This is a genomic window from Georhizobium profundi, assembly GCF_003952725.1.
Classification (GTDB): Bacteria; Pseudomonadota; Alphaproteobacteria; order Rhizobiales; family Rhizobiaceae; genus Georhizobium; species Georhizobium profundi.
In genome coordinates this window covers 2,450,432-2,470,467 of sequence record NZ_CP032509.1, presented here as the reverse complement: position 1 = coordinate 2,470,467, position 20,036 = coordinate 2,450,432, and the positions used below count along the sequence as shown (strand labels likewise).

At 64.3% G+C, this 20,036-nt stretch carries 16 protein-coding genes; 1 reads left to right on the top strand and 15 read right to left on the bottom strand.

The window, feature by feature from the left end; genetic code table 11:
• The first annotated feature begins 82 nt into the window (after positions 1-82).
• Positions 83-1,336, top strand: coding sequence for a tyrosine--tRNA ligase (tyrS, locus tag D5400_RS11720; protein WP_126010191.1), 1,254 nt, complete (start codon positions 83-85; stop codon positions 1,334-1,336).
• Positions 1,337-1,450: 114 nt separating this feature from the next.
• Here the strand turns inward: tyrS and sugE are convergent, their stop codons facing one another.
• The 15 genes from sugE to D5400_RS11650 all read right to left on the bottom strand — a co-directional run bounded on the left by sugE (position 1,451) and on the right by D5400_RS11650 (position 19,998).
• On the bottom strand, positions 1,451-1,768 hold the full coding sequence (gene sugE, locus D5400_RS11715) for a quaternary ammonium compound efflux SMR transporter SugE (RefSeq protein ID WP_126010190.1): 318 nt from the start codon (positions 1,766-1,768) through the stop codon (positions 1,451-1,453).
• Positions 1,769-2,011: 243 nt separating this feature from the next.
• Positions 2,012-2,149, bottom strand: a complete 138-nt coding sequence (locus D5400_RS21160; protein ID WP_164527868.1) for a hypothetical protein — start codon at positions 2,147-2,149, stop codon at positions 2,012-2,014.
• 228 nt (positions 2,150-2,377) lie between these two features.
• A complete protein-coding gene (locus D5400_RS11710) occupies positions 2,378-2,707 on the bottom strand; it encodes a hypothetical protein (protein ID WP_245451274.1) in 330 nt (109 codons plus the stop codon).
• Between the two features lie 3 nt (positions 2,708-2,710).
• Positions 2,711-3,367 carry a hypothetical protein gene (locus D5400_RS11705; protein WP_126010189.1) on the bottom strand — a complete coding sequence of 219 codons (657 nt, stop codon included), beginning with the start codon at positions 3,365-3,367 and terminating at the stop codon, positions 2,711-2,713.
• A gap of 73 nt (positions 3,368-3,440) precedes the next feature.
• Positions 3,441-3,782 (bottom strand): hypothetical protein, encoded by a 342-nt coding sequence (locus D5400_RS11700; protein ID WP_126010188.1) that lies wholly within the window; start codon positions 3,780-3,782, stop codon positions 3,441-3,443.
• Positions 3,779-4,309 carry a hypothetical protein gene (locus D5400_RS11695; protein ID WP_126010187.1) on the bottom strand — a complete coding sequence of 177 codons (531 nt, stop codon included), beginning with the start codon at positions 4,307-4,309 and terminating at the stop codon, positions 3,779-3,781. Before D5400_RS11695 ends, D5400_RS11700 begins: the two co-directional genes overlap by 4 nt.
• Positions 4,306-5,109, bottom strand: coding sequence for a glycoside hydrolase family 108 protein (locus tag D5400_RS11690; RefSeq protein WP_126010186.1), 804 nt, complete (start codon positions 5,107-5,109; stop codon positions 4,306-4,308). The genes D5400_RS11695 and D5400_RS11690 overlap by 4 nt, the downstream gene beginning before the upstream one ends.
• 65 nt (positions 5,110-5,174) lie before the next feature.
• On the bottom strand, positions 5,175-6,611 hold the full coding sequence (locus D5400_RS11685; RefSeq protein WP_126010185.1) for a hypothetical protein: 1,437 nt from the start codon (positions 6,609-6,611) through the stop codon (positions 5,175-5,177).
• A gap of 1 nt (position 6,612) precedes the next feature.
• Positions 6,613-9,327: a pectate lyase family protein gene (locus D5400_RS11680; RefSeq protein WP_126010184.1), complete on the bottom strand. Its 2,715-nt coding sequence runs from the start codon at positions 9,325-9,327 to the stop codon at positions 6,613-6,615.
• Between the two features lie 69 nt (positions 9,328-9,396).
• Complete coding sequence (locus D5400_RS11675; protein ID WP_126010183.1) at positions 9,397-11,925, bottom strand: hypothetical protein; 2,529 nt, start codon at positions 11,923-11,925, stop codon at positions 9,397-9,399.
• The gene (locus D5400_RS11670; protein WP_126010182.1) at positions 11,922-13,817 is read right to left on the bottom strand and encodes a hypothetical protein; all 1,896 of its coding nucleotides are present in this window, start codon (positions 13,815-13,817) and stop codon (positions 11,922-11,924) included. The genes D5400_RS11675 and D5400_RS11670 overlap by 4 nt, the downstream gene beginning before the upstream one ends.
• Entirely contained in the window at positions 13,814-16,639 is a 2,826-nt protein-coding gene (locus D5400_RS11665; RefSeq protein ID WP_126010181.1) for a phage tail tip lysozyme, read from the bottom strand. The genes D5400_RS11670 and D5400_RS11665 overlap by 4 nt, the downstream gene beginning before the upstream one ends.
• 4 nt (positions 16,640-16,643) lie before the next feature.
• Positions 16,644-17,225: a hypothetical protein gene (locus D5400_RS11660; protein ID WP_126010180.1), complete on the bottom strand. Its 582-nt coding sequence runs from the start codon at positions 17,223-17,225 to the stop codon at positions 16,644-16,646.
• Positions 17,225-19,342, bottom strand: a complete 2,118-nt coding sequence (locus D5400_RS11655) for a hypothetical protein (protein WP_126010179.1) — start codon at positions 19,340-19,342, stop codon at positions 17,225-17,227. Before D5400_RS11655 ends, D5400_RS11660 begins: the two co-directional genes overlap by 1 nt.
• Entirely contained in the window at positions 19,342-19,998 is a 657-nt protein-coding gene (locus D5400_RS11650; RefSeq protein ID WP_126010178.1) for a phage connector family protein, read from the bottom strand. The genes D5400_RS11655 and D5400_RS11650 overlap by 1 nt, the downstream gene beginning before the upstream one ends.
• Positions 19,999-20,036: the final 38 nt, after the last annotated feature.

The following is a 20,036-nucleotide window of genomic DNA, read 5'->3' as shown; positions in this document are numbered from 1 at the left end:
ACGTGAAAGCGTGCTAATCGCCCGCGCCATCGGCCCACACGCCAAGTCGGCCGTCCCTCCCAGTCCCGTGGAACAGCCTGTCATGTCGAAGTTCAAATCCGATTTCCTCCGCACGCTCGACGAGCGCGGCTTCATTCACCAGATCTCGGATGATACCGGCCTCGACAAGCTTTTCCAGACAGAAACGGTATCTGCCTATATCGGCTTCGACCCGACGGCGCCCAGCCTGCATGTGGGCTCGCTCATCCAGATCATGATGCTGCACTGGATGCAGCAGACCGGCCACAAGCCGATCGCGCTGATGGGCGGCGGCACCGGCATGATCGGCGACCCCTCCTTCAAGGACGAGGCGCGCAAGCTTCTGACGGCCGAGGGCATCGACGAGAACCTCGCGGGAATCCGCCGCGCCTTCGCGCCCTACCTGCAGTTCGGCGATGGCCCGACCGATGCGATGATGGTCAACAACGCCGACTGGCTGCTCGGCATCAATTATGTGGAATTCCTGCGCGATGTCGGCCGCCACTTCTCGGTCAACCGCATGCTCTCCTTCGACAGCGTGAAGCTGCGTCTCGACCGCGAGCAGTCCCTGTCCTTCCTCGAATTCAACTACATGATCCTCCAGGCCTACGACTTCGTGGAGCTCAACAAGCGCCACGGCGTGCGGATGCAGATGGGCGGCTCCGACCAGTGGGGCAACATCGTCAACGGCATCGATCTCGGCCACCGCATGGGCACGCCGCAGCTCTACGCACTGACCTCGCCGTTGCTCACCACCGCCTCCGGGGCCAAGATGGGCAAGTCGCTCGGTGGCGCCATCTGGCTCAACGCCGATATGCTGAGCCCCTATGATTTCTGGCAGTACTGGCGCAACACGGAAGACGCCGACGTCGCCCGCTTCCTCAAGCTCTACACGACGATGCCGATGGACGAGATCGCGCGTCTCGCAAGCCTCGGCGGATCGGAGATCAACGAGGTCAAGAAGATCCTCGCAACCGAGGTGACGGCGATGCTGCACGGCCGCGCGGCCGCGGAGGAAGCAGCCGAAACCGCACGCAAGACCTTCGAGGAAGGCGCGCTTGCAGACACTCTGCCGTCGATCGACATTCCTCTGCCCGAACTCGAAAGCGGCATCGGTGTTCTCGCGCTCTACGTCCGCGCCGGCCTTGCCGCATCGAACGGCGAAGCCCGCCGCCATGTCCAGGGCGGCGCGGTGAAGATCAACGACGTGCCGGTCGCCGATGACAAGCATGTCATCGGCGCGTCAGATCTCAACGCCGACGGCGTGATCAAGCTCTCGCTCGGCCGCAAGAAACACATGCTCGTTCGCGCCGCCTGAGCGCTAAGGCAAATGCAGACAGTTGCAGACCTCAGCCTCGCGCCGAGGGCTGCGATGGACACTGAAACGGCCATCCCCGGGACAGATCCGCGGATGGCCGTTTGCTTCTGATGATCAGCTGCTCGCGAGCTTCAGCCCGGCGATGCCGAGAACGATGAGGCCGATGCTGGCGATTCGGGCCGGCGATGCCAGTTCCCCGAAAAAGAGAATGCCGAACGTCGCCGTGCCGACGGCACCGAGGCCCGTCCACACGGCATAGGCCGTGCCAAGCGGCAGATCGCGCATGGCGATGGACAGCAACCAGATGCTGATCGCCATCGCGCCGATTGTGAGGATGACGGGGGTCGGCCGCGAGAACCCATCGAGGCTTTTCAGCCCGACCGCCCAACCGATTTCGAAAAGTGCCGCAACAACAAGAATAAGCCAGGCCATGCCCGCCTCCATCAAAGGAAGGGGCCGTCCCCGTTCGATTACATTGTCAGAGCTGGCGAAGCCGTCTTCGCAACCCCGATATCGGACGCCTAAACGCTCAAATCAAGTGCATTTGCCAAATTTTTACGCAGGATTACGTCGGGGCTCTGCGCCCGTGTCCGTACCGCTCCGGAACCTCATCCGCCTTGCGGTGTTGGACGACTATCGCCGATACAGGAGAAAACGATGTCGAAGGACGGGAATTCAGCGCAGCATGATCGTGGTCCGGCCCAACCGACAGATGTCGATCAGTCGGACCCCGCCGATCGCACCATGGCAACCGAAGCGGCGGAACACGAAGTCGACATGCGCAAGGCCAAGAGCAAAGCAGATGGACGGCATGACAACTCGCTGCCATCGACGACAAGAACGCCGCCGGATTGACCCGGAGGAATACGGCGACGAGCGAAATCTCGAAGTTGTTATAATATCAGAAAATGGTGAGCCCGCAGGGGGTCGAACCCTGGACCTACTGATTAAAAGTTCTTGTTGATTTCAATCAATTCAGCGCATTACTTGAAGCGCTGAAGAAATGCCACACGCAACACTGCACTGTCAATCAGCGTATCTTCACCAGTCAGTCTGGCGCTTCAGCATGGCAGCCGCGCCCAGGCGCTGGTGATTCGGCGGCAGGTCGAAGATGACACTGACGCGCCTGGATCCGCAGCGAGGGCAGCGCATCCGTGAGGCGAGCAGCGCGACGGGAAAGTCTCGACCGCGCGTGCAGACGAGCGTCTCGGTGTCGAGCGTTGCGGTATAGGCGCAAGGCTGCAGCCGCTTCATGGTCGGCGGCCGGCCGAACGCGCAGCGGACCACGATCCGCGCACCATGTGTCCAGACATCGCTGAGGGTTTCGAGCTGCATCAGAACGAAATAGGAACAAATTCCCGTTTCGGTCAAGCACTACTCATTGATCCGGTTCGTGATGACGAGGCGGACATCCGGCTCAAAGTGTTGCATGCCCTCAGGCCAAGTTCTTCGCGACCGAGGAGAGACTCTGAGGTCGAAAGGGATTTCGGCCGCGATAAGAGCTGAGCGCACCACCATTTCGGCGGCGTCAAGGTGCTCCGCGTCCTGTACGGTAAAACTGACGCCTGTCTTAGGCTGAGGACTGTAGCCCATCACCACTGCATGAGAAGTTCTCCATCCGGCCTCTCCGAATACTATCGCGAGTTCATCAGCGAAAAGTTTAGCGTCGGCCGCTACCCCATCATGAGCTACAGATATTGAGCCAGATGTGTTGCTTAGAGCTTGCTTAAGTTTGCGCTTTTGGTCCGGGTCTAGTCGGCGGGGCTGCAACAGCTTCAACTGAGCTTCGAGCTGCTCAAACCTGATTTGAGCTTCGTCCGGGGACTTTCCACTCAGCTTTTCCCGATACTCGTCGACACGTTCCTTCAGCTGCTCATTTCGCTGCGAAGCAATCTGCAGACTGTTGCTGAAGGTAAAACGGCCGACCAGCCAGCCGCCGCTGAATATCAGAATGGCTACAGTGAAGAAGGCCAATGGCTCTTGCATCACCAGTTCCCAAACAGCTTCGAGCGACTGAAAGAAGGTCTCCATAGCCCACTGATACCGCGACTCGCGTTACGGGTCACAAGAAGATCAATGCAACTGTTGGTTAACCACCAGATTCTCACCGCGCCGTCCGCCCTGGTCGTGGCACCCCGACCGCCTCGGCGATCCCCTGCAGCAATTCGTTCTGGTGCTGCAGCTGCAGCTCCACCCGGATCATGCGCTCCCGCAGATCGTCGCGTGCGAGCTCGAGGGAGACGACCCGGGTGTCGATGCGGCCGACGTCTGCCTGGTTGGCTTTGGTTGCAAGCGCCGCCTCGGCCCGCTGGATAGCGCCGCGCGCCTCGCCGAACTGCGCCTTGAAGTCGGCATAGCCCCAAATGAAGCCGGCCCCCATCGCCACCAGCGTGATGATATTCCCGAAGGTGATGCGCATATCGAAGGTCGGCCTGTAGTCGGTCATGGTATCTTCCTCGCCTGCCAGGCCTCTTTGGCCGCGTGCCCGAGATCCTTCACCGTGTGGCCGCCCATGTAGAGCGCGAGGAACCAGGTCGTCAGCGTCAGAAGATCGGATCGTTCCGGCGGCTGGATGTCAGCGCTAAGCATCGCGTTGACGGTCGGCACGAGCACGAGCGTCCACGTCCACAGGAAGCCGAGCAGGTACATCCAGCCCCATCGCCAGGCGCGTGCCACCAGCGGCTCGCCCTGGTCGGCCTGAAGCACGGCCTGCTGATAGGCGAGGCCCGCCGTCCAGAGTTGCAGCCATTCCGGCCCGTGCTCGGCTTCTGCCTGGGCAACGGCCACCTCGAGCTGCGAGCTCGGCACCGTCGCGAGCTCGTCCACCGGCACGCCGACCTTGCCGGCGATCGTGTCGATGACGTCGCCGGCTATGTCCCCGCCTCGGCCGAAGCGGTCGGCAAGGATCTCCTTGATGATCGGCGCACCGACCTTCACGGCGACGCCGGCGAGAATGGATCCGATCGCGCTCATCGCTTCACCGCCTGCAGCTCGGCCGCATAAGCGCGTTCCCGGGCGGCCGCCTGGCGCTTGCGGATCACCGAGGCGACGGCCGCGATCGCGGCGATTGCCATGATGCCTATCAGCACGGCGGCCGCCAGCTGGTCGGGCGCCATGCCCAGCACCAGGTCGCCGGCCTGGTCGGGAACGACCGTGTCGGTCTGCGTCGCGCCGGCGCCGGACGCAGCCGACCCGCCGCCGGCCGTCTTCGCCTGGTTGGCCTTTTTTCGCTCCTCGGCGGCCGCCTGCGCGCGTTCAGCTTCCAGCCGGTCGCTCACGGTCTCCGGAGGCCTTGCCATCGCTTGGAGGGCGTCTCTGACGGATTTGGCCTCGATGTCGGCGATGCGGTTGCCCCAGCCTTTGCCGAACACCTTCCAGTTGGTGAGGCCCTGGACGAAGGAGAGCCGGGCACGGCAGATCCGCTTCGCCGTTTCCGAGTGATCATCCGAGCCTACGGCGCCCTTCAGCCAATTGATCCCACGGCTCACGCCGGAGTTGACGGCCGCGTCATAGGTCGCGCGATCGACGCCTGGAAACAGGTTGTAGCGCACAGCCGTAGGGTTCCAGTATTGGGCGCGATAGATCTGCAGCGCCTCGCCCCGCGTGATGTCGCGCACCGGCCGGATCGGCCTGCCCTGCCCTTTGAGCCAGGCGTGATAGACGGCTTGCGTGATCCCATACATCGTCTTGCCGCCCGGGTCGGCCGGGTGATCGGACCAGCCGCCTTCCCATCGCGCCGTGTCGGCATGCACTGCTTCGAAACGATCGCCCATGAAAACGGCCCCGCCATTGATGACGAGGCCGATGGTATGCGCCGGCGCATGGGGTCAATTGCGGTTCAGATCGCCGGCTCCAATCCAACGGGATAGGTGTTGCCGCTCTGGATCGACGTGATGTGCCCATTGAAGCGTTGCATGTCGGCATGGCGGGTCTTGGCGAGGGTCGAATAAACCACTCGTGCGCCGTACATGGAGCACTGGTCGGGATCGTTGACCATGTCGACCCCCCACAGGTCGTTCGAGACGTCGATGGTCGGACCGTAGATCGACAGGGCGTCCGGCCCGATGCCGAGCAGCGACACGGTCGCGTTCGCATTGTAGGTCGAAAGTTCGAAGCCGAGCAGCTTGGCGTCGTCGACGGGATCATTGTCGAAATAGACGTTGTTCTCGTTCCCCGAACCTTCGAACAGAACGTTCGGCATGCGGAGCCGCTTGAAGAGCGGGAACGTGGTGTCAGGAAAACCGACCTGGATCTGCGGCTGGCCATAGGCGACGATGTAGAGATCCGGCAGCGACAGGCCTTCGGTGCGGGCCGTGTAGAGCGTGCTCTTTGTCTGCCGGCGTATGCAAAGGCCGCCATCGGTAAAGGTGCCGAGCGTCGTCGTGTTCAGGTTCGTCGTGAAGGTGTCGGATGTCACGGCCGTCACGGTCGCGATCAACTTCGAGAGCTCCGGCATCCCACCAACATAGGCGAAGCACACCGGGTCGCCGATCGCGAATTCGTGCCCTGGCGCCGTCACAACCGCGTTCGCGCCGGTCGTCACGCCTTGAACTTCCCACTGGTTGCCGAACGGCAGATAGCGAAGATCACAATTGCCCGTCATGGAAATGTTGATGTTGCTAGTCGGCCCGGTGATCACGGTCCCGAATTCAGACGTGAACGGATGCGCGTCGAAACCTTCGATGATGCCGATGTGCGCGTCGTGGTGATTGTTCCACCAGGTGCAGTGATGATGGTTTGCCGTCTCCTGGCCGTAGGCCACCCATGCGGCTTCGGAAAAGAAGCCGTTCGAAGAGCAGTCGAGGAACATGATGTTGTCGCAGAACATGCTCTCCTCGAGGCGCGCCGCCTGCCAGGCTGTGCGCGGCATGTTGTCACGATCGCCGATGAAGCCGACGCCGTTGATTTCGTAGCCGCGCGATCCGCTGAGATCCATGATCGGCTTGCCGGCGCAGTGGCCGTAGATCGAGCCGCCGGTCATCTTCCAGTTCCAGGACGAGATGCGAGTGGCGTCGATCGTCTCGTCGACACGCCACTTGCCACCGGACAGGCTGATCTCGACGGCGGCTTTCTGCTCGGCCCCGCCGCCGACGATGTCCCGAAAGCGGTCGAACATGGCGTTGATGGCGCCGGTGTCGTCCTGCAGCCCGTTGCCTTTGCCTTGGAACTGGAACGGCGAGAGCACAATGCGGCCGTCGGCAAAATCACTGGGTTCGCGAAAGGCCGCGCCCTTCAGCCTGCTTGCACCAGAGACACGTGCGAAAGGTGTTGCCATGTCAATTCGACCCATCAAATTTTTTGCGTGAAGAGACGCGGAAGAGCGCGGGCGACGTGTTGAGATAGCGGCCGCGCACCGACCAGAACGGCGTGTTGGCCGCAACGCTCGTACCTGCCGGATCCGTGATCGTCGCTTGCACCACGCCATTGGCGTCGAGGATCCGCACGGTGCCGTTCGGCGAGAGAAACGCGAAGGTGAACTCCACCGGCTCCCCTCCGCGGGCGCCGGTCGCCAGCATGTTGATGTCGTACACGTAAGGGCCAGTGCCGGCCGCGAGCGTGATGCGGCGCCACTTTGGAGAAACGCCGGGGGTGTAGTTTTCGGATCCCGTGGCCGAAATCATGGTGGCGGAATTGTCCACTGCCTCCGGTTCATCGAGATCGCGCACCATCTGACGGGTACAGGATCCGGAGTATTTGATGCGCTGGCCGGTGATCTCCGCCGCGTCGCGCGGTACGCCCATAAGCGTGAAGCCGACTGCGGCGCCGGAGCCCAGAGGCGTACCCGCAAACTCGATCAGGTCTGTGAGTACTCCGTCGACGGCAAGCCCACGGATCACGCCCTTGCCGGGGTTGATGATCTTCATGCCGGTCGTGAGCTGGTTTGCGGCATTGGCGCGGATCAGTTGTCCGCCGGCCATCAGGTTCTCCACATTGGCCAGCTGATAGCCGATGTGATTGCCGCTGTACTCTCCGGCCACTGCTGCGTTGTAGGCACGCCCGCCCTCGAGTGTCAGGCGCACAGCGCCATTCACATCAACACCGACCCAGTCTTCACCGTGATCGAAGCCGCCGGCCGCGCGCGTGACGTCCACCTGATCAAACGTCATGCCGCCGGTCGTTCCGACGAACTTGATCCCGCCCTTCTGGACGTTGAGGTTGCAGGCCGACATTTCGAGCTCGTCGAGGCCCCAGTTGGGACCCGTGCGCGGGTTTGGCGAAAAGACGCCCCACCAGCCGAGATGAACTGCCAGGCAGTGCCACTGCCCGCGAATGACCCGCCAGCCGATATCGATCGACTTGCCGTAATGCTGCAGCCACCAATGTGAGAGGTGCGATGTCAGCACACCGCCCGGCCCGGTTTCATTGCCACCGAGGCGCAGGAACGTGCATTTGACCGCCTCCTCCGTCGGCTGCTGGCGAAAATCGTAGTTGCCGCCGCCCGTCATGCGGGTGACGGAATGGTTGCAGCCTTCGCCGAGATCGAGGCAGCATTCCCATGCCGTCGTGAAAAGCTCGAAATAGGCGGCGTCACCGGCGCTGTCTCCCCGCCAGTAGATGTTGTCGGCGATGTAGCTAGGCTTTACGCCAAGCCAAACCCCAGCCTGCGCCCGCGGCGACTTGAAGAACGACTTGCCGTTCTGTCCGGAGATCCAGACGGTGAAGTTTCCGAACGATGTGTGAGAGCCGAGCAATGTGGGGTCGCTGGTATCGACAATCAGCTCGATCCCGTTCAGCCCGGCATAGCCGCCCATGTTCTTGAATTTGAGCGTGGACTTGCCTGGCCCGTCGCCATGGAACGACCAGGGATGTTTTGCCTGCAAAGCCGCGCCATCGACCAACAGCGTGCCAGGACCTTGCCGCGTCGGCAGGCCCGTCATCCAGGCGCGGGTGGCCGCCGCGCTGTCGTCTGTCACGCCGTCGATCTTTGCGCCGGCCTGGCGCAGATAGAGTACCGGCTCGTCGAATACCCACCAGCGTCCATCGATCTCGTTCTGGGCCGCCATATCGTGCCCGGGATCGGCATCGGCGGCGGCATACCAACCGCCGCTGTTCGCCAGCGTGCCTTCGTAATGGTCTACGTAAAGGCGCATCACGTCGGCCGGGATATAGGCCGTCGCGAGATCCGCGAAGGTTGGCACGAAGAACACGCGCGACGCCGGTTCGTAGCCGAGCATGGGCGGAACCTGCCGCCAGAGGTTCGCGGCGACCTTCGCCACCTTCACCGTCGTCTGCGGTAGCACGATGCCACGCCCGTCGTCGGTGTCGTCCATGGGCTCGATCGTGCCGTCGCCGACCTGGACGATAAGGTCGTGGGTGTCGTTGTCGTTCGAGAACGACCGTTCCGTGCCGATCGGCAGTCCAAGCGGAAGGAACGCCGTCGCCGGCGCCTCGGCCGAATAGTTGAAGATCACGCCGCCATCGAAAGGCGTCATCTCGTAATCTTCATCGATCAGCACCGGCCGTTGCGCACCCGTCCCGATCTCGTTGACGGGCGGCCCGTTGCGCAGGAGCGGGAACCCGGTTAGGCGCGTGTCCCAGTAGGTCAGCCGGTCGTTCTGAGGCGTCTCGATGAGAGGCAGACCGAGCCCGGGCGGCAGGCGCAGCGTCTGATCGTTGTCGCGGCGCAGCTCCTGCAGCACGATCGCGATCTTGGAGAATTCGCGCTCGAGCGCATCCAGGCTGAGCGCACTTCCCTTGTTGACGCCGACCGACCGTTCATGCACGCGGGCAGCGCGCACGATGTATTTCGTGCTGTCCGGCTGGTCCTCGTCGAACGTGATGGTGAAAGGCGAAAGCGCATCGTCCGTCGTCTTGTCGACGGAAACGTCCAGCGATCGCGTGAAGCCGTCGGCGCCCTGGGGCTGCACCAGCACGACGACGTCGGCCTCGTCGAAAATCTCGAAGTCGAAAGGCCCATACGTGCGGCCGCCATCTCCCAATAGGATCGTCGTTTCGCGCGTCTGTCGGGGAAGTGGATAAGGCTGGACCATGGACCGGCTCGCATCTCGGCTAAGATGCACCGATCATGCGGGCCGGTTTGGAGGGTTAAGTGCGAGCGCTCACGGCCCGGCAGCCGTGGCGAGGTTCGGCGCCCTGCCCGGCAGCATTTCGCCAGGCTTCCAGTAGAATTCCTGCCCGCGCTCGCGGGCGAAAGTCTGCTGCTGCCGCTTGAAGGCCTTGTTGGCTTCCGGATCCACCAGGTACTGCAGCTGATCGAAAACAGTGCGCTCGAAGGCGAGCCGCGCATACCAGATGTTGCTGCCTGGCACGTTGCCTTTGGCGAAGCGCACGAGCTCCCGACCGAAATTGGTCTTCTCGCCTGATGCGAGCTGGATCGCGTTGCCGGCGGTGAGGTTCCAGAAGTCGTTGACCCGCTGCACCACGGGCCCGGCAAGGGTCGTCGCAAACCCGCCGCCATACTTGTTCACGTCGCCGAAGAGGAAATCGCCGTAGATGCCGAGCCCTCCACCGCGCAGAAGCGCAGCGCCCCAAAAGCCGGGTGTGGTCATGTCCTGCGGGTCGCGGCCGCTGGCCATGCTGAGCAACTGATTGGCGAGCCCGCCGAGCAGCGTCGTCGAGATCAGCAAGGAGCCGGCATAGGAGGCGCCGGACACAAGTCCTTTCGTGGATCCATATCCTCCGCCGCCGGCGATCTGGCGATGGACGCGCGCGCCGTGCAGCAGCATGAAGACGGCGCCGAAGCTCTTGAACTGCGCGAAGGAACGGAGCACCTCGCCGATGAATGTGCCGGGCTGGTTCTGGCTGATCAGCGCGGTTTTGGATCGGTGCGAGGTGTTTGGAATGGCGAATTCCGTCTCGGTCTGGATCATCTCGAGATAGCGTTCGGCGAGCGCCGGGTCGATCCGCTCGGCAACGTCGACCGGCCGCAGGATCTGGGTCGATCCGCCGTCGCGCCCGCCCATGGTGTGCAGCTTGGCTTTGCGCATCAGATCCCATTGATGGTCGGTGATGCCGTAGCGCTTCAGCGTCTTCGAAAACGCTTCCGGCAGCTCGCCCATCGGCTTGCTCGCCTGTTCAGCTGCAGTACGCATGAAAGCGAGGCCGAAAGCGTGGCGCCCGGCCTGCGTCCAGGGTGTGAGGCCGGAAACTGTCAGCACGCGATCTGCCAGGTAGCTCGCCCATTGCGGGCCGCCCAGCGTACCGACATAGCGTGCCTGCTGGTGCAGCACGTTCTCGGCCGCGTCCAGGATCAGGCCGGCAGCCACGAGCTCCTGGCGCGTGGATCCCTTGAAGGCTTCCACGATGTCCGGCAGCACGCCGGTTGCGCCGAGACCTGTAAACTGGCGCGCCATGGCCTGTGTGCCGAGATCCGAGACAGATGACACGGCCGCCGAGCCGAGAACCGATGCCGTGATGATCGAGCGCGCGCCGGCAAAGCCTGCGGCCCAAGTGCCGTTGACCGGCGTCTCGAGCGTGCCGCGGATCGAGCCCCATACCGCATCGATGCGATCCTGGTACGTGTTCGCTCGGTTCTGCGCCTTGTTGCCTGTCACGCCGCCGAAACGCTTGGACTGGCCGTTTACGGCAAGTGCCCCTTCTTTGGCGACGAACTGCTTGAGGAACTCCACTGTGCCCGACGGGTTCGGGCCGAGCACTTCCATGGCGGCGATGTCCTTCGCCATCATGTTGACATGGCCCATCATCGTTCCGAATGGATCCGCATTGCCGTAATCGCGCTGGTAGGACAGCCAGCTGTCGGCATCGCGGAAAACGAGGAAACGATGCTCGGCTCGCTGATTTGCCAATGCACCGCGCCCGGCCGCCGCCCGAGTAGGATCGCGGCGCGACCAGCCATCCGTCGTGATTGCGTCGAATATCTCGTCGAGGATCCCGTCGAGCTCCCGCTCGTCGATCGCGGCACCTGTCAGCGGGTGGCGCATGCGGCTCGGATCGAGCATGGGCTTGATGTCGGCTTTCCACGCGGTGAGCCCCTTGTTGCGCACTGCGCGCGGATCATGGCCCTGTGGCAGGCCCCAGTCGTCAAGTTTGCCGATCGCGCCGCCGGCGGAGTTGAAGCGCTTGCGCAGCCACTCGGCCGTCTCAGTCCAGGACTTCGCCAAGCCTGCGGCCGCCTGGTCGCCGGTCGACTGGCCGAAGAGCTCGCGCACCACGTTGTCCAGTTGCGCCCGGTTCCAACGGCCCTTGTCGCCGAGCACGGCGCCGCGCCGGAAATGGTGCAGGAATGTCTCCATCTGCGCATGTGCCATGCCGACGATCGCGCGCCGGCGGCCCTCTACGCTGGCGAAGCGCGCCGTTCCGAAATGCTCGAGCATCGAAAGCGCCGCGTCTGCGACGTCCACCTGGCCGCTGGCATTGGTGTGGAGTTTCAGATCCTGCTCGATCCGGCGGATGGCGCGAATACCGAGTTTTGCCTTGCGGCGCTGGTGATCGCTTTCCGCCTTCAGCAGCTCGGCGAGGCCGCGCTTTGCTTCAGCATCGGCCGTCGCTTCCGAAGAATGACGCTTGCGCTCGCGCAGCCGGTCAAAATCCTGTTTCAGGCGCTCGCCGTCGGCGGCCGCCAGCTCGCCGCCCTTGACGGCTTCGTCGATACAGCTCTGGAAACTCATATGCGGCAAGCCTCTGTCACGATGCGCATCTGTTCGGCGCGGCGCATCACATCCTGGAATTCGGCAACGCTGATCAGCTGGCCGTCGCCGGCGTCGATCAAGAAGCCTTCCGGCAAATCGATGAGATCTGCGTCGGACAGGAGATCGTCGTCGACGACCATGCGCGGATCGTCCAGACCGTCGGCCTCAATCGCCATTGGTCGGCCGGCGCTGGCTGCGTCGAGCTCCTCGTCGGACCAGCCCGGCAGCGGATCACCGGTGCGCTCGCCTGCAGGCCGCGCCGGCGTGGTCTCGTAGATCGGCGACAACACCTGGTCGAGCGCGTCGAACGCGGAAAGACCTTCCGAATTGGCAAGCCGTGCCGCACGCTCGATCAGCTCGTCGTCGATCGCCGGTCCCGCGAGACGCACGATTTCGTCGACCATGCGCTCGGCCGCTGCCCGCTCGCCGTCGATCGCGCTGTCGGCGGCCGCGCCCGGGTTGGCACGCACGCGGAGATCTTCGTCGATCGCGTCCAGGAGATCCGCGACGGTCGATTGCTCAAGCGCCCTTTCTGAAGATCCGAAGCGCGCGTCGAGAAGCCCGGCTTCCGCTGCAGCTTCGCGTGCCCGATCGAGCGGCATGCCGTTGTCGCGCACGAGCCGCCCACGAAACCGCTGCGAGACCTGGTTGGCGCCGATCGCCGCCAGCTCACCGCGAAACTCGGAAATCCCGCCGGCGCCGATCAGGAAGTCGACGATCGACGGCGGCGCCTCGGCCGGCGCTGCGCCCTGGGAAACGAGCCGATCGACCACGCGCGCCACCTGGGCGGGATCGGTCGGCGTCATGGCCAGCGCGTCGCCGTAAGCGTCGACATTGCGCATCGCGGCGGCAAGGGCCCGGTCATGCTGTTCGGGCGAAGCGCTGGCCGGCCGGCGCTGGTCGACAAAACGATCGGCTTGCACCTGGTCGAGCGCGCCGCGCGCATCGGCCGGCAGGCTCTGGCGGATCGGTGCAAGGCGGTCGGGCAGCTGGGCAGGCTCCAGCACCGGATAAAGACGCGGACCGAGATCCTTGTCGGCAAGCACGGCTTCGGCCATATCGTCGACCGGCCGCCTGCCCGCAAGACGCGACAGGCCTTCGCCGGCTGCCTGCAGGCCACCCCCGAACGCGCCGCCAAGCGCCGTCGCCAGAAGCACGTTTTTGAGCGCCTCGTCGAAGCCTGCATCAAGGCCAGCTTCGCGACGCCAGTTCTGCACCATGGGCTGAATGGCAAGTTCGGTGCCGCCGGCGATCGCCGCTTCCCGGCCGGCGACACTGAGGATGCGGGCGGCCACGGTACGGCCGGCACCAGGCCCGCCGCCGAGGACGAGAGTGCCGACCTGTATGGGGTCTCGCAGCATGGAGACGCCGGCCGCCGCAAAACGTGCTACCCAACGTGAGATGCCGCTGCCGGCGTCGAACACGCGCTTTGCGGTCTCCTCATTCTCGAATGCCAGCCTCCGCGCATCGTCGATGACTGGGACGTCGGCACGAATTGCATCGCGCGCGGTCGGATTGGTTTCGGCAAGCTCGGATAGGCGTGTGGCGAACTCGGCCTCGCGCTGCCGGAGGAACGCGCCGTTATCGCGGCGATCGGCCATCGGCCGCAACGGACTTTCCGGTGTCGCCTCCATGGCGCGCCGCTCGGCTTCGGCAGCGACAAGCGGATGCTCGAGCTGCACACCCGTCGCCTTGCGCACCGCCTCGATGCGGTCGGCATAGGCGCGATCGAGCGCCACATAGGCACTATTGCTTTCTTCACTCGTCGCGAACCAGTCGAGGTCTGCACCGAAGACCTCCGCCATGCCCGATTTGCCGCCGGCGAATGTGAGATTGTCCGGAAGTCGCGGACGCCGATCGAGAACGCTCATTGACGCCACCAGCGGCGAAGCGCTGCGCGGTCATCCTCGAGCGCACGCACGTCCAGCGTCCACAGCGCACCGTTCTCGCCAATGACGAATTGCGGATCGCCGGTGGCCATGTCACCCGTCGCCACGTGATACTGCCCGTCGCCGATCGACACGAGCGTCGCGCCCCGGATCTGCGCGGCGGAAACGGGCACGCCGTTTGCCGACAGGATCGGCGGCAGCTTTTCGAGCTGGGCGTCATTGAGGAGCGACAACCGGGTCTGCACCTCGTCGGCGCTCATGTCGTGCGGGATCAGTGTCGGCCGGCCATTCACCGGACCGATGCCGCCCCGCCGTTCGCCATTGACCACACGGCCGCCAAGGGCGCGGTGCATGGCATGCTCGAAGGCGAGCGCCGCCGGCGTTCCCGGCGTGTCGATTTCGCCGACATCGAAGCCTTCACGGATCGCGGCGCGCTCGAAGAGGAGGCCGGCAGTCGAGATCACGGCCTGCTCGGTTTCCGGCAAGGCCTCCATGGCGGTACCGGCGGCCGCGATCGCGGCGCGTCCCATTTTCGCCGCCGATGGCATGGTGACTTTCGAGGTCTTGGCGCGTCGATCGGCGAGCGCCCTGCCCGCCTCGCGCATCACGCCCATATCGCTCGTCATCGCCGTCACGCCGATCAGATGCGCAAGCGCCGGATCGCTGGCGGCGAGCTCGGGCAGCATGTCGATCGCCCGATCGCCGGCGCCCTCAAGGAGCGCTTGCGTCATCGCGCCGCCGCCTTCTGCCATGTCGGCTGTCAGCATTTCGGCGAGCGCATCAGCTTCGCCAGCCTTGAAGAAGCGCGGCCGCGTGCCGTAGCGGTCCGAGACCGCGTCGGCCTGATTGGCGCGCTTGGCGATCAGCTGCGCGAAACCTGCAGGATTTTCGACGCCGGCAAGGCCCTGATCGCTTTCGACCAGGCCGCGTCGTTCGGCATAGGTGATCGGATCGGCTTCGAGCGCGCGGATCTTCTGGGTGAAGGCATCGCCGGCGAAGGCAGCGGCGCGGGCGCCCTCTTCCGTGCCGAGTGCGAGCTGCTCGTTCTGGAACGCTTCGACCCGGCGGGCGGCCTCGGCCGGTGGCAGATCGCGGATTGCGCTGGCGATATCGATCTTCGCCATGCTCTCGTCGGCGATCGCGGATCCGACGCTGTTGGTGCTGGCATCGAGACGAAGGCGCGAGATCTCCGCTTCATCGACCTGGTGCCCGGCCGCGATCCGTGCAGCGATGTCGTCTCCGCGCTTCGCGAGCGCCGTCGCGGCCTGCCTGTCCTGGCTGCGCTTGTTCTCGGCGAGCGCCGTCAATCGCGTGTCGATGCGGTTCCAGCCGGCGGCGTCGACGCCTTCGAGCCGACCGGCGGCATAGTCGGCCTGCATGGCTTCCCGCATCGTGGCGACGCCGTCGGCATCGAGCGTGTCCGCCTGGCGAAGATAGAAGCCTTCGACCATTTCGCTGCGCGACTGGCGCTTCAGCTTCTCGGCATCGACCGGCGACATGACGCCACGGGCGACGGCGCTGTCATAATGCGCGTCGACGGAGGCCTGCGCCGACTGCAGATCCGCCATGGCAAGATCCGGATCGATCGACGTGCTGACCAGGAGCCGCGATTTTTCTTCTTCGAGCTCGTAGGTCCGCTGCAGGAAGTCGGCGCGGTTCTGCTCTTCTGCCCGCCGGCGCGCCTGGCCTCGAGCTTCCTCCACCAGGCGATCGGCCTGCGCCTGGAAGGCGACTTCATAGTCGGGTGCGATCTCGGGAAACACGTGTTCGGCAAGATGCGCCGTCTTCAGCTCGCCGAGCGCCTTGGAAAGCATCGCCGGGTTCTCGCCATGCACGTCGAACACCGCGCGCATGTCGCTGCGCAGCACTCCGTCAAGCCGCTCCAGATAGGTGCGGGTTCCAGCAATGTCATAGGCCCGGCCGCGTATGGTGTCGGCACCGGTCGGCCGGAAGTCTCCACCACTGCCCGGCGTGAAGCTCACCGGCGTCACCGATACGGGCGCGACCGATGCCGGGTCGATCTGGCGCTCGATCGCCTGGGATGCCGGCGTGGCGCTTGCGCTGGCGGCACCGCCTCCGAGGCCCTGGGCGAAGGCCAGCCGATTGGAAAAGCCATGGCCGGCGCGTGGATTGGCGCGGGTGTAGCCGGCCGGCCGCTCGAAATGCATGAAGGCGGCGACGGCTTCTTCCAGGTTGCCGGCATTGCGCAGCTGTTCGCCGGCATAGCTTTCGCTGGTCGATAGCTCGTGGATCGTGAAGTCGAGCTGAGTGTCGAGATCTTTCCAGTTGCTGCCGCGCTGCGCTGCGAAGCGCTGCAGGTTGGTCAGGCGATCGCCGCGCCACTGGTAGACGCCCATAGCAGTGCCGTTGTCGCCGACGGCATCGAGATTGAACCCGCTTTCCTGCATGCCGTGTCCGGCAAGCGCGGCCGCCATGTGCGGCGCCAGGCCGTGGCGCTGCATGAAGTAATCCCGCGCATAGGCGGCTCTATCGTTCGACGCTTTCGGCCCGACGCGGATCCCGCGCGGCGCCGCGTCGGACATCGATGGCGCCGCCAGGTCGCCGGTGATCATGCCCGCTTGCGGCATGCCGGCGAGTGCGGCTTGCTGGCCCTCGAGCGTGCCAAGTGTCTCGGCAGCCCGATCGGCACGCTGTCCGAAATAGTCGGCCGTGCGAGCAAGGCCCTGGGCGACGCGGCGCTCCAGATCACCGCCTTCCCGGGCAACGGCAAGCAGGCCTTCCGGCACAAGCGGCTGCGCCTCGAAACGGCGATAGCGGACAGGGTCCATGCGGCGGTTTGCCATCGTGTCAGCCCCTGTTCAGGAAGGAAGCGGCGCCCTTGAGGCCCGTGCCGATCGCGTCGAAGAACCCGCGCGATCGCGCGCGCCCCGCTGCACGGCGATAGTTGGCGGCGCGCTCATTGAGACGGCCGACGCGCGTCTGTTCGGTCATGGCGTCGGAATTCAGCGCCCGATCTGCTTCGCGGAAAGCTTCCGATCGCGCGACGCTCGGCGTGCCGAAGGAGAGATCGACGCCGGATCCTGCATAGGCCGTGTCAAGCGTGCCGATACTGTCCATCAGCTGGCGCTTGATCGACGCTCGCCGATTGATCCCCTGCAGGGTTTCGAGCGGCACTTCGCGCTCGGCATCGATCGCCGCCAGATTGGCTTGCTGGGCGTCGGCATTGCCGGCCTGGATCGAGGAGAACATCGAAAGCACGGTCGCGCCGCCCTGCATGAGCTGAGAGAGCGAGAGCGTCTGGGCCGCCGTTGCCGCCGTTGCTCCGGCCGCTGTTGTGGTGGCGCCGACGCCGGCAGCCCCGGCAGCGCCGGTAAGAGCGCCGGTCACGGCCTGGAAGCCCGACGAGAGAAGTCCAAACACGGCCTGCATCAGAGCTTAACCCCCGGAACATAGTCGCGGACCCGGAGCATGCCCGGCCGCGTTTGAGAAATGACGACGGTCGGATCCATGACCATCCCTGGAATGCCGATCGGCTCGACATAGCGGCTCTTCGCTGGCATCGGCGCGTCGGTCGGATCCTGTGGCGAAAGCAGCGAAATGTCGCGCGGCCGCGACCCGTTGGCGCCGATCGCGATGCTTTCCGTGTCGATGACGTAGGCCTTGACCGAATGCACCCGTCCCGGCCGGCGCTGGATCTCGTCATTGGGCAGCACGCGGACATAGGGCATGCTTTCGAAAACAGGCGGCTGCCAAAGCCCGGCGACGACGTCGTCATAGGGATCGCCGAGATCGATGGCGCCGCCCGAGACGGTGAACGGCCCGAGGATAAAGCCATCCGCGCGCGCCCAAACCTGCTGGCCGTTCCATCGGTCCAACCCGGCGAACTGCCCTGCCAGATCCGTTGAGCCGCGCACGGCGCCCTGGAAGAGGTTTCGGGTCATGTCTTCCATGACTTCCGTCGTGATGACAGATCCGCGCTGGACAGTGATCCACACCTGGTTCTGCCCATCGACAGAGAGACCCTTTACTTGTCCATTCAGCGCCGCAACCCACTGGCACATGGCGAGCGGGATATCCTGGTTGCGGATGACAAGCGCCGAGATCAGGCGGCCGTCTTCGTCCTTCATCAACCAGCGCGGCGCATCGATATTGCGGTTCTTTTGCTGCAGGGCGGATCCGTCGATCGTCCCGACCAGATGACTGGCGAGCAGGCTTTCCGGATTGGCGTTGTAGCTCGTCGAGACGTCGTCATAGCTGGCCGAATAGAGAACCTGGCCGCGTCGCTCGTCTTCCCCTTCCGGCGTGTTGCCGCCCGAAACGAAGTAAACCTGCCCCTCAATCTCGACCGGCGGGCAGTTAGGCCGGATCCCGTTGGACGAAGCACGCACGAAATTCACCGGCTCGTTGCGTGAGAACGTCCGGTTCGTCGCGAACCACTCGCTCTTGTCGGTGAAGACAAGCATGTACTTGCCTTCGTAGACGGCGAGCACGGCTTCGGACGTTTGGGTGCGCAGTGCCTCGAGGCGCGCGGCATTGTCGCCTTGGGCGCGGATGTTCAAATCGAAATATTCCGCGATGCGGGACATCGCGAGGGCAGCGCGTCGTGCTTTCGGCGCAAAATACGTCGCACGATCCTGGACGAGGTCCATGCCGGAAAACCAGCCCTTCGACGTTGAAACCAGCGGCTCTCCGTCGGTGCGACCGATCTGAGTGTGAACGGCAAGCGCCGATGCGTCCGACGTGTTCGTAACAATCGCCGAAAGGCTGTATTCTTCGCCGATCGATGCACCATCAAAGGCAATCGAAATGATCCTGGCGCCGGCGCGAACGCCTTGTCCAATTGTCACGCCGCCAGGGATGGACGGCAGATCGTTGATCGCGTCGCGGATGCGATCCGCGAAAGCATTCCAATCGGCGCTGGCATCTCCGAAAGTGGCAGGATCGCCTAGAGCGTCCTGCAGCTCGATCGACGGCGTGCTTTCGCCATTGACCGTGACGGACAGCGAGATCTCCGAGCTGGCGAGCGCTCGAATATTTACTTCCCAGATGTCAATGACTTGCGTGTAGGTGCCGCCAAGATCGACTTCCGGGATCGAGGCATAAGGCCAGTCGTCGACCGTCCAGATCGTATCGTCAGCCGGGTTGCGGGCGATACGGATCGACCGAAGATCGTTGTGGAAGATCCCGAACGTGTTGGCCTCGCCATAGAAGCCGAGCTGCGGCAGCAGTGCCAGTGTCAGCGCCGGGATGTTCAGGCTGGCGCGCTTGATGCGATCGCTGCGGTAGATATCGACCCAGCCCGGCGTGATGATGAACGTGTAAGAGAGATCAGGCGAGACGTTCAACGTCCACTGCTTCACGTGAGGCGAGCGTGCCTCGTCGATCATCAGCGAGCCCGGCATTAGGCGGAAGCCGCCTTGCGGCACTGGCTCCACATTCTTGAAGCGCAAGCCGGCGGAATAATACTGTTTGATGTCGATTCGGCCGGCAACGTCGCGGGAAAACTCGCCGCCATTGCAGGACGATTTGAGGGGCCCCGTCGTCATCAGTAGCGCCCATGCCAGGGCATCCCGCCAAAACTGTCACGGGCGGCCGTCAGCGGATCATCGTTCAAGAGCGGCTGCCCCACGGGCGCGGCCGCGCGGTTCTGCGCTATCAAGCGGCCGAACATGCCGCCGGTTCCCTCTTTCGAGGGCGTACCGAAGGCCTGCACCATGCGCGCGTCGCGTTCGTCGCTGTTGTGGGTGACAGGCACAGCGAGATAACCCGCCAGGGCCACCGTGAAGGCGGCGCGGAATGCCGGATCCCATTCGTCCGGCCGCACCAGCTGGCGCACGCGCGCCCAGCACTGCGGCACATTTGCGTAAACGGCACGCCCCTCGATGTCGTAGTGGCGGAGCGGCTGCGGGCTTTGCCCGGCGCGCTCCAGCATTTTCAGCGGATCTCCGATCATGCCGCCTGGCAGATCAAACCCGTATTGCCAGCCATTGTCGGGCTGCGCAGCGTGTCGGTTCAGCTTGAATGTCCGGCGCGCGAAGGTCCAATCATGCAGGCCGAAGCAATGATCGACGCATCGCTGCCAGGTCTTCTCGATCTGGTCGGCAAGGTCGCTGTCGTCTTCGGTCGAGAACGTCGAAAAGCTCCCGAGATCCGAGAGCGCCCAATTGATGATCGTTGGCTTGTCGATAAGCGTGTCAGACATCCGCGCCGTGCCCCGCGAGAAAGGAAGGCGGCGGCGCC

Coding starts and splice junctions, on each gene's coding strand:
- tyrS (WP_126010191.1), top strand. CDS start 83: ATGTCGAAGTTCAAATCCGATTTCCTCCGCACGCTCGACGAGCGCGGC.
- sugE (WP_126010190.1), bottom strand. CDS start 1,768: ATGGCCTGGCTTATTCTTGTTGTTGCGGCACTTTTCGAAATCGGTTGG.
- D5400_RS21160 (WP_164527868.1), bottom strand. CDS start 2,149: ATGCCGTCCATCTGCTTTGCTCTTGGCCTTGCGCATGTCGACTTCGTG.
- D5400_RS11705 (WP_126010189.1), bottom strand. CDS start 3,367: ATGGAGACCTTCTTTCAGTCGCTCGAAGCTGTTTGGGAACTGGTGATG.
- D5400_RS11700 (WP_126010188.1), bottom strand. CDS start 3,782: ATGACCGACTACAGGCCGACCTTCGATATGCGCATCACCTTCGGGAAT.
- D5400_RS11695 (WP_126010187.1), bottom strand. CDS start 4,309: ATGAGCGCGATCGGATCCATTCTCGCCGGCGTCGCCGTGAAGGTCGGT.
- D5400_RS11690 (WP_126010186.1), bottom strand. CDS start 5,109: ATGGGCGATCGTTTCGAAGCAGTGCATGCCGACACGGCGCGATGGGAA.
- D5400_RS11685 (WP_126010185.1), bottom strand. CDS start 6,611: ATGGCAACACCTTTCGCACGTGTCTCTGGTGCAAGCAGGCTGAAGGGC.
- D5400_RS11680 (WP_126010184.1), bottom strand. CDS start 9,327: ATGGTCCAGCCTTATCCACTTCCCCGACAGACGCGCGAAACGACGATC.
- D5400_RS11675 (WP_126010183.1), bottom strand. CDS start 11,925: ATGAGTTTCCAGAGCTGTATCGACGAAGCCGTCAAGGGCGGCGAGCTG.
- D5400_RS11670 (WP_126010182.1), bottom strand. CDS start 13,817: ATGAGCGTTCTCGATCGGCGTCCGCGACTTCCGGACAATCTCACATTC.
- D5400_RS11665 (WP_126010181.1), bottom strand. CDS start 16,639: ATGGCAAACCGCCGCATGGACCCTGTCCGCTATCGCCGTTTCGAGGCG.
- D5400_RS11660 (WP_126010180.1), bottom strand. CDS start 17,225: ATGCAGGCCGTGTTTGGACTTCTCTCGTCGGGCTTCCAGGCCGTGACC.
- D5400_RS11655 (WP_126010179.1), bottom strand. CDS start 19,342: ATGACGACGGGGCCCCTCAAATCGTCCTGCAATGGCGGCGAGTTTTCC.
- D5400_RS11650 (WP_126010178.1), bottom strand. CDS start 19,998: ATGTCTGACACGCTTATCGACAAGCCAACGATCATCAATTGGGCGCTC.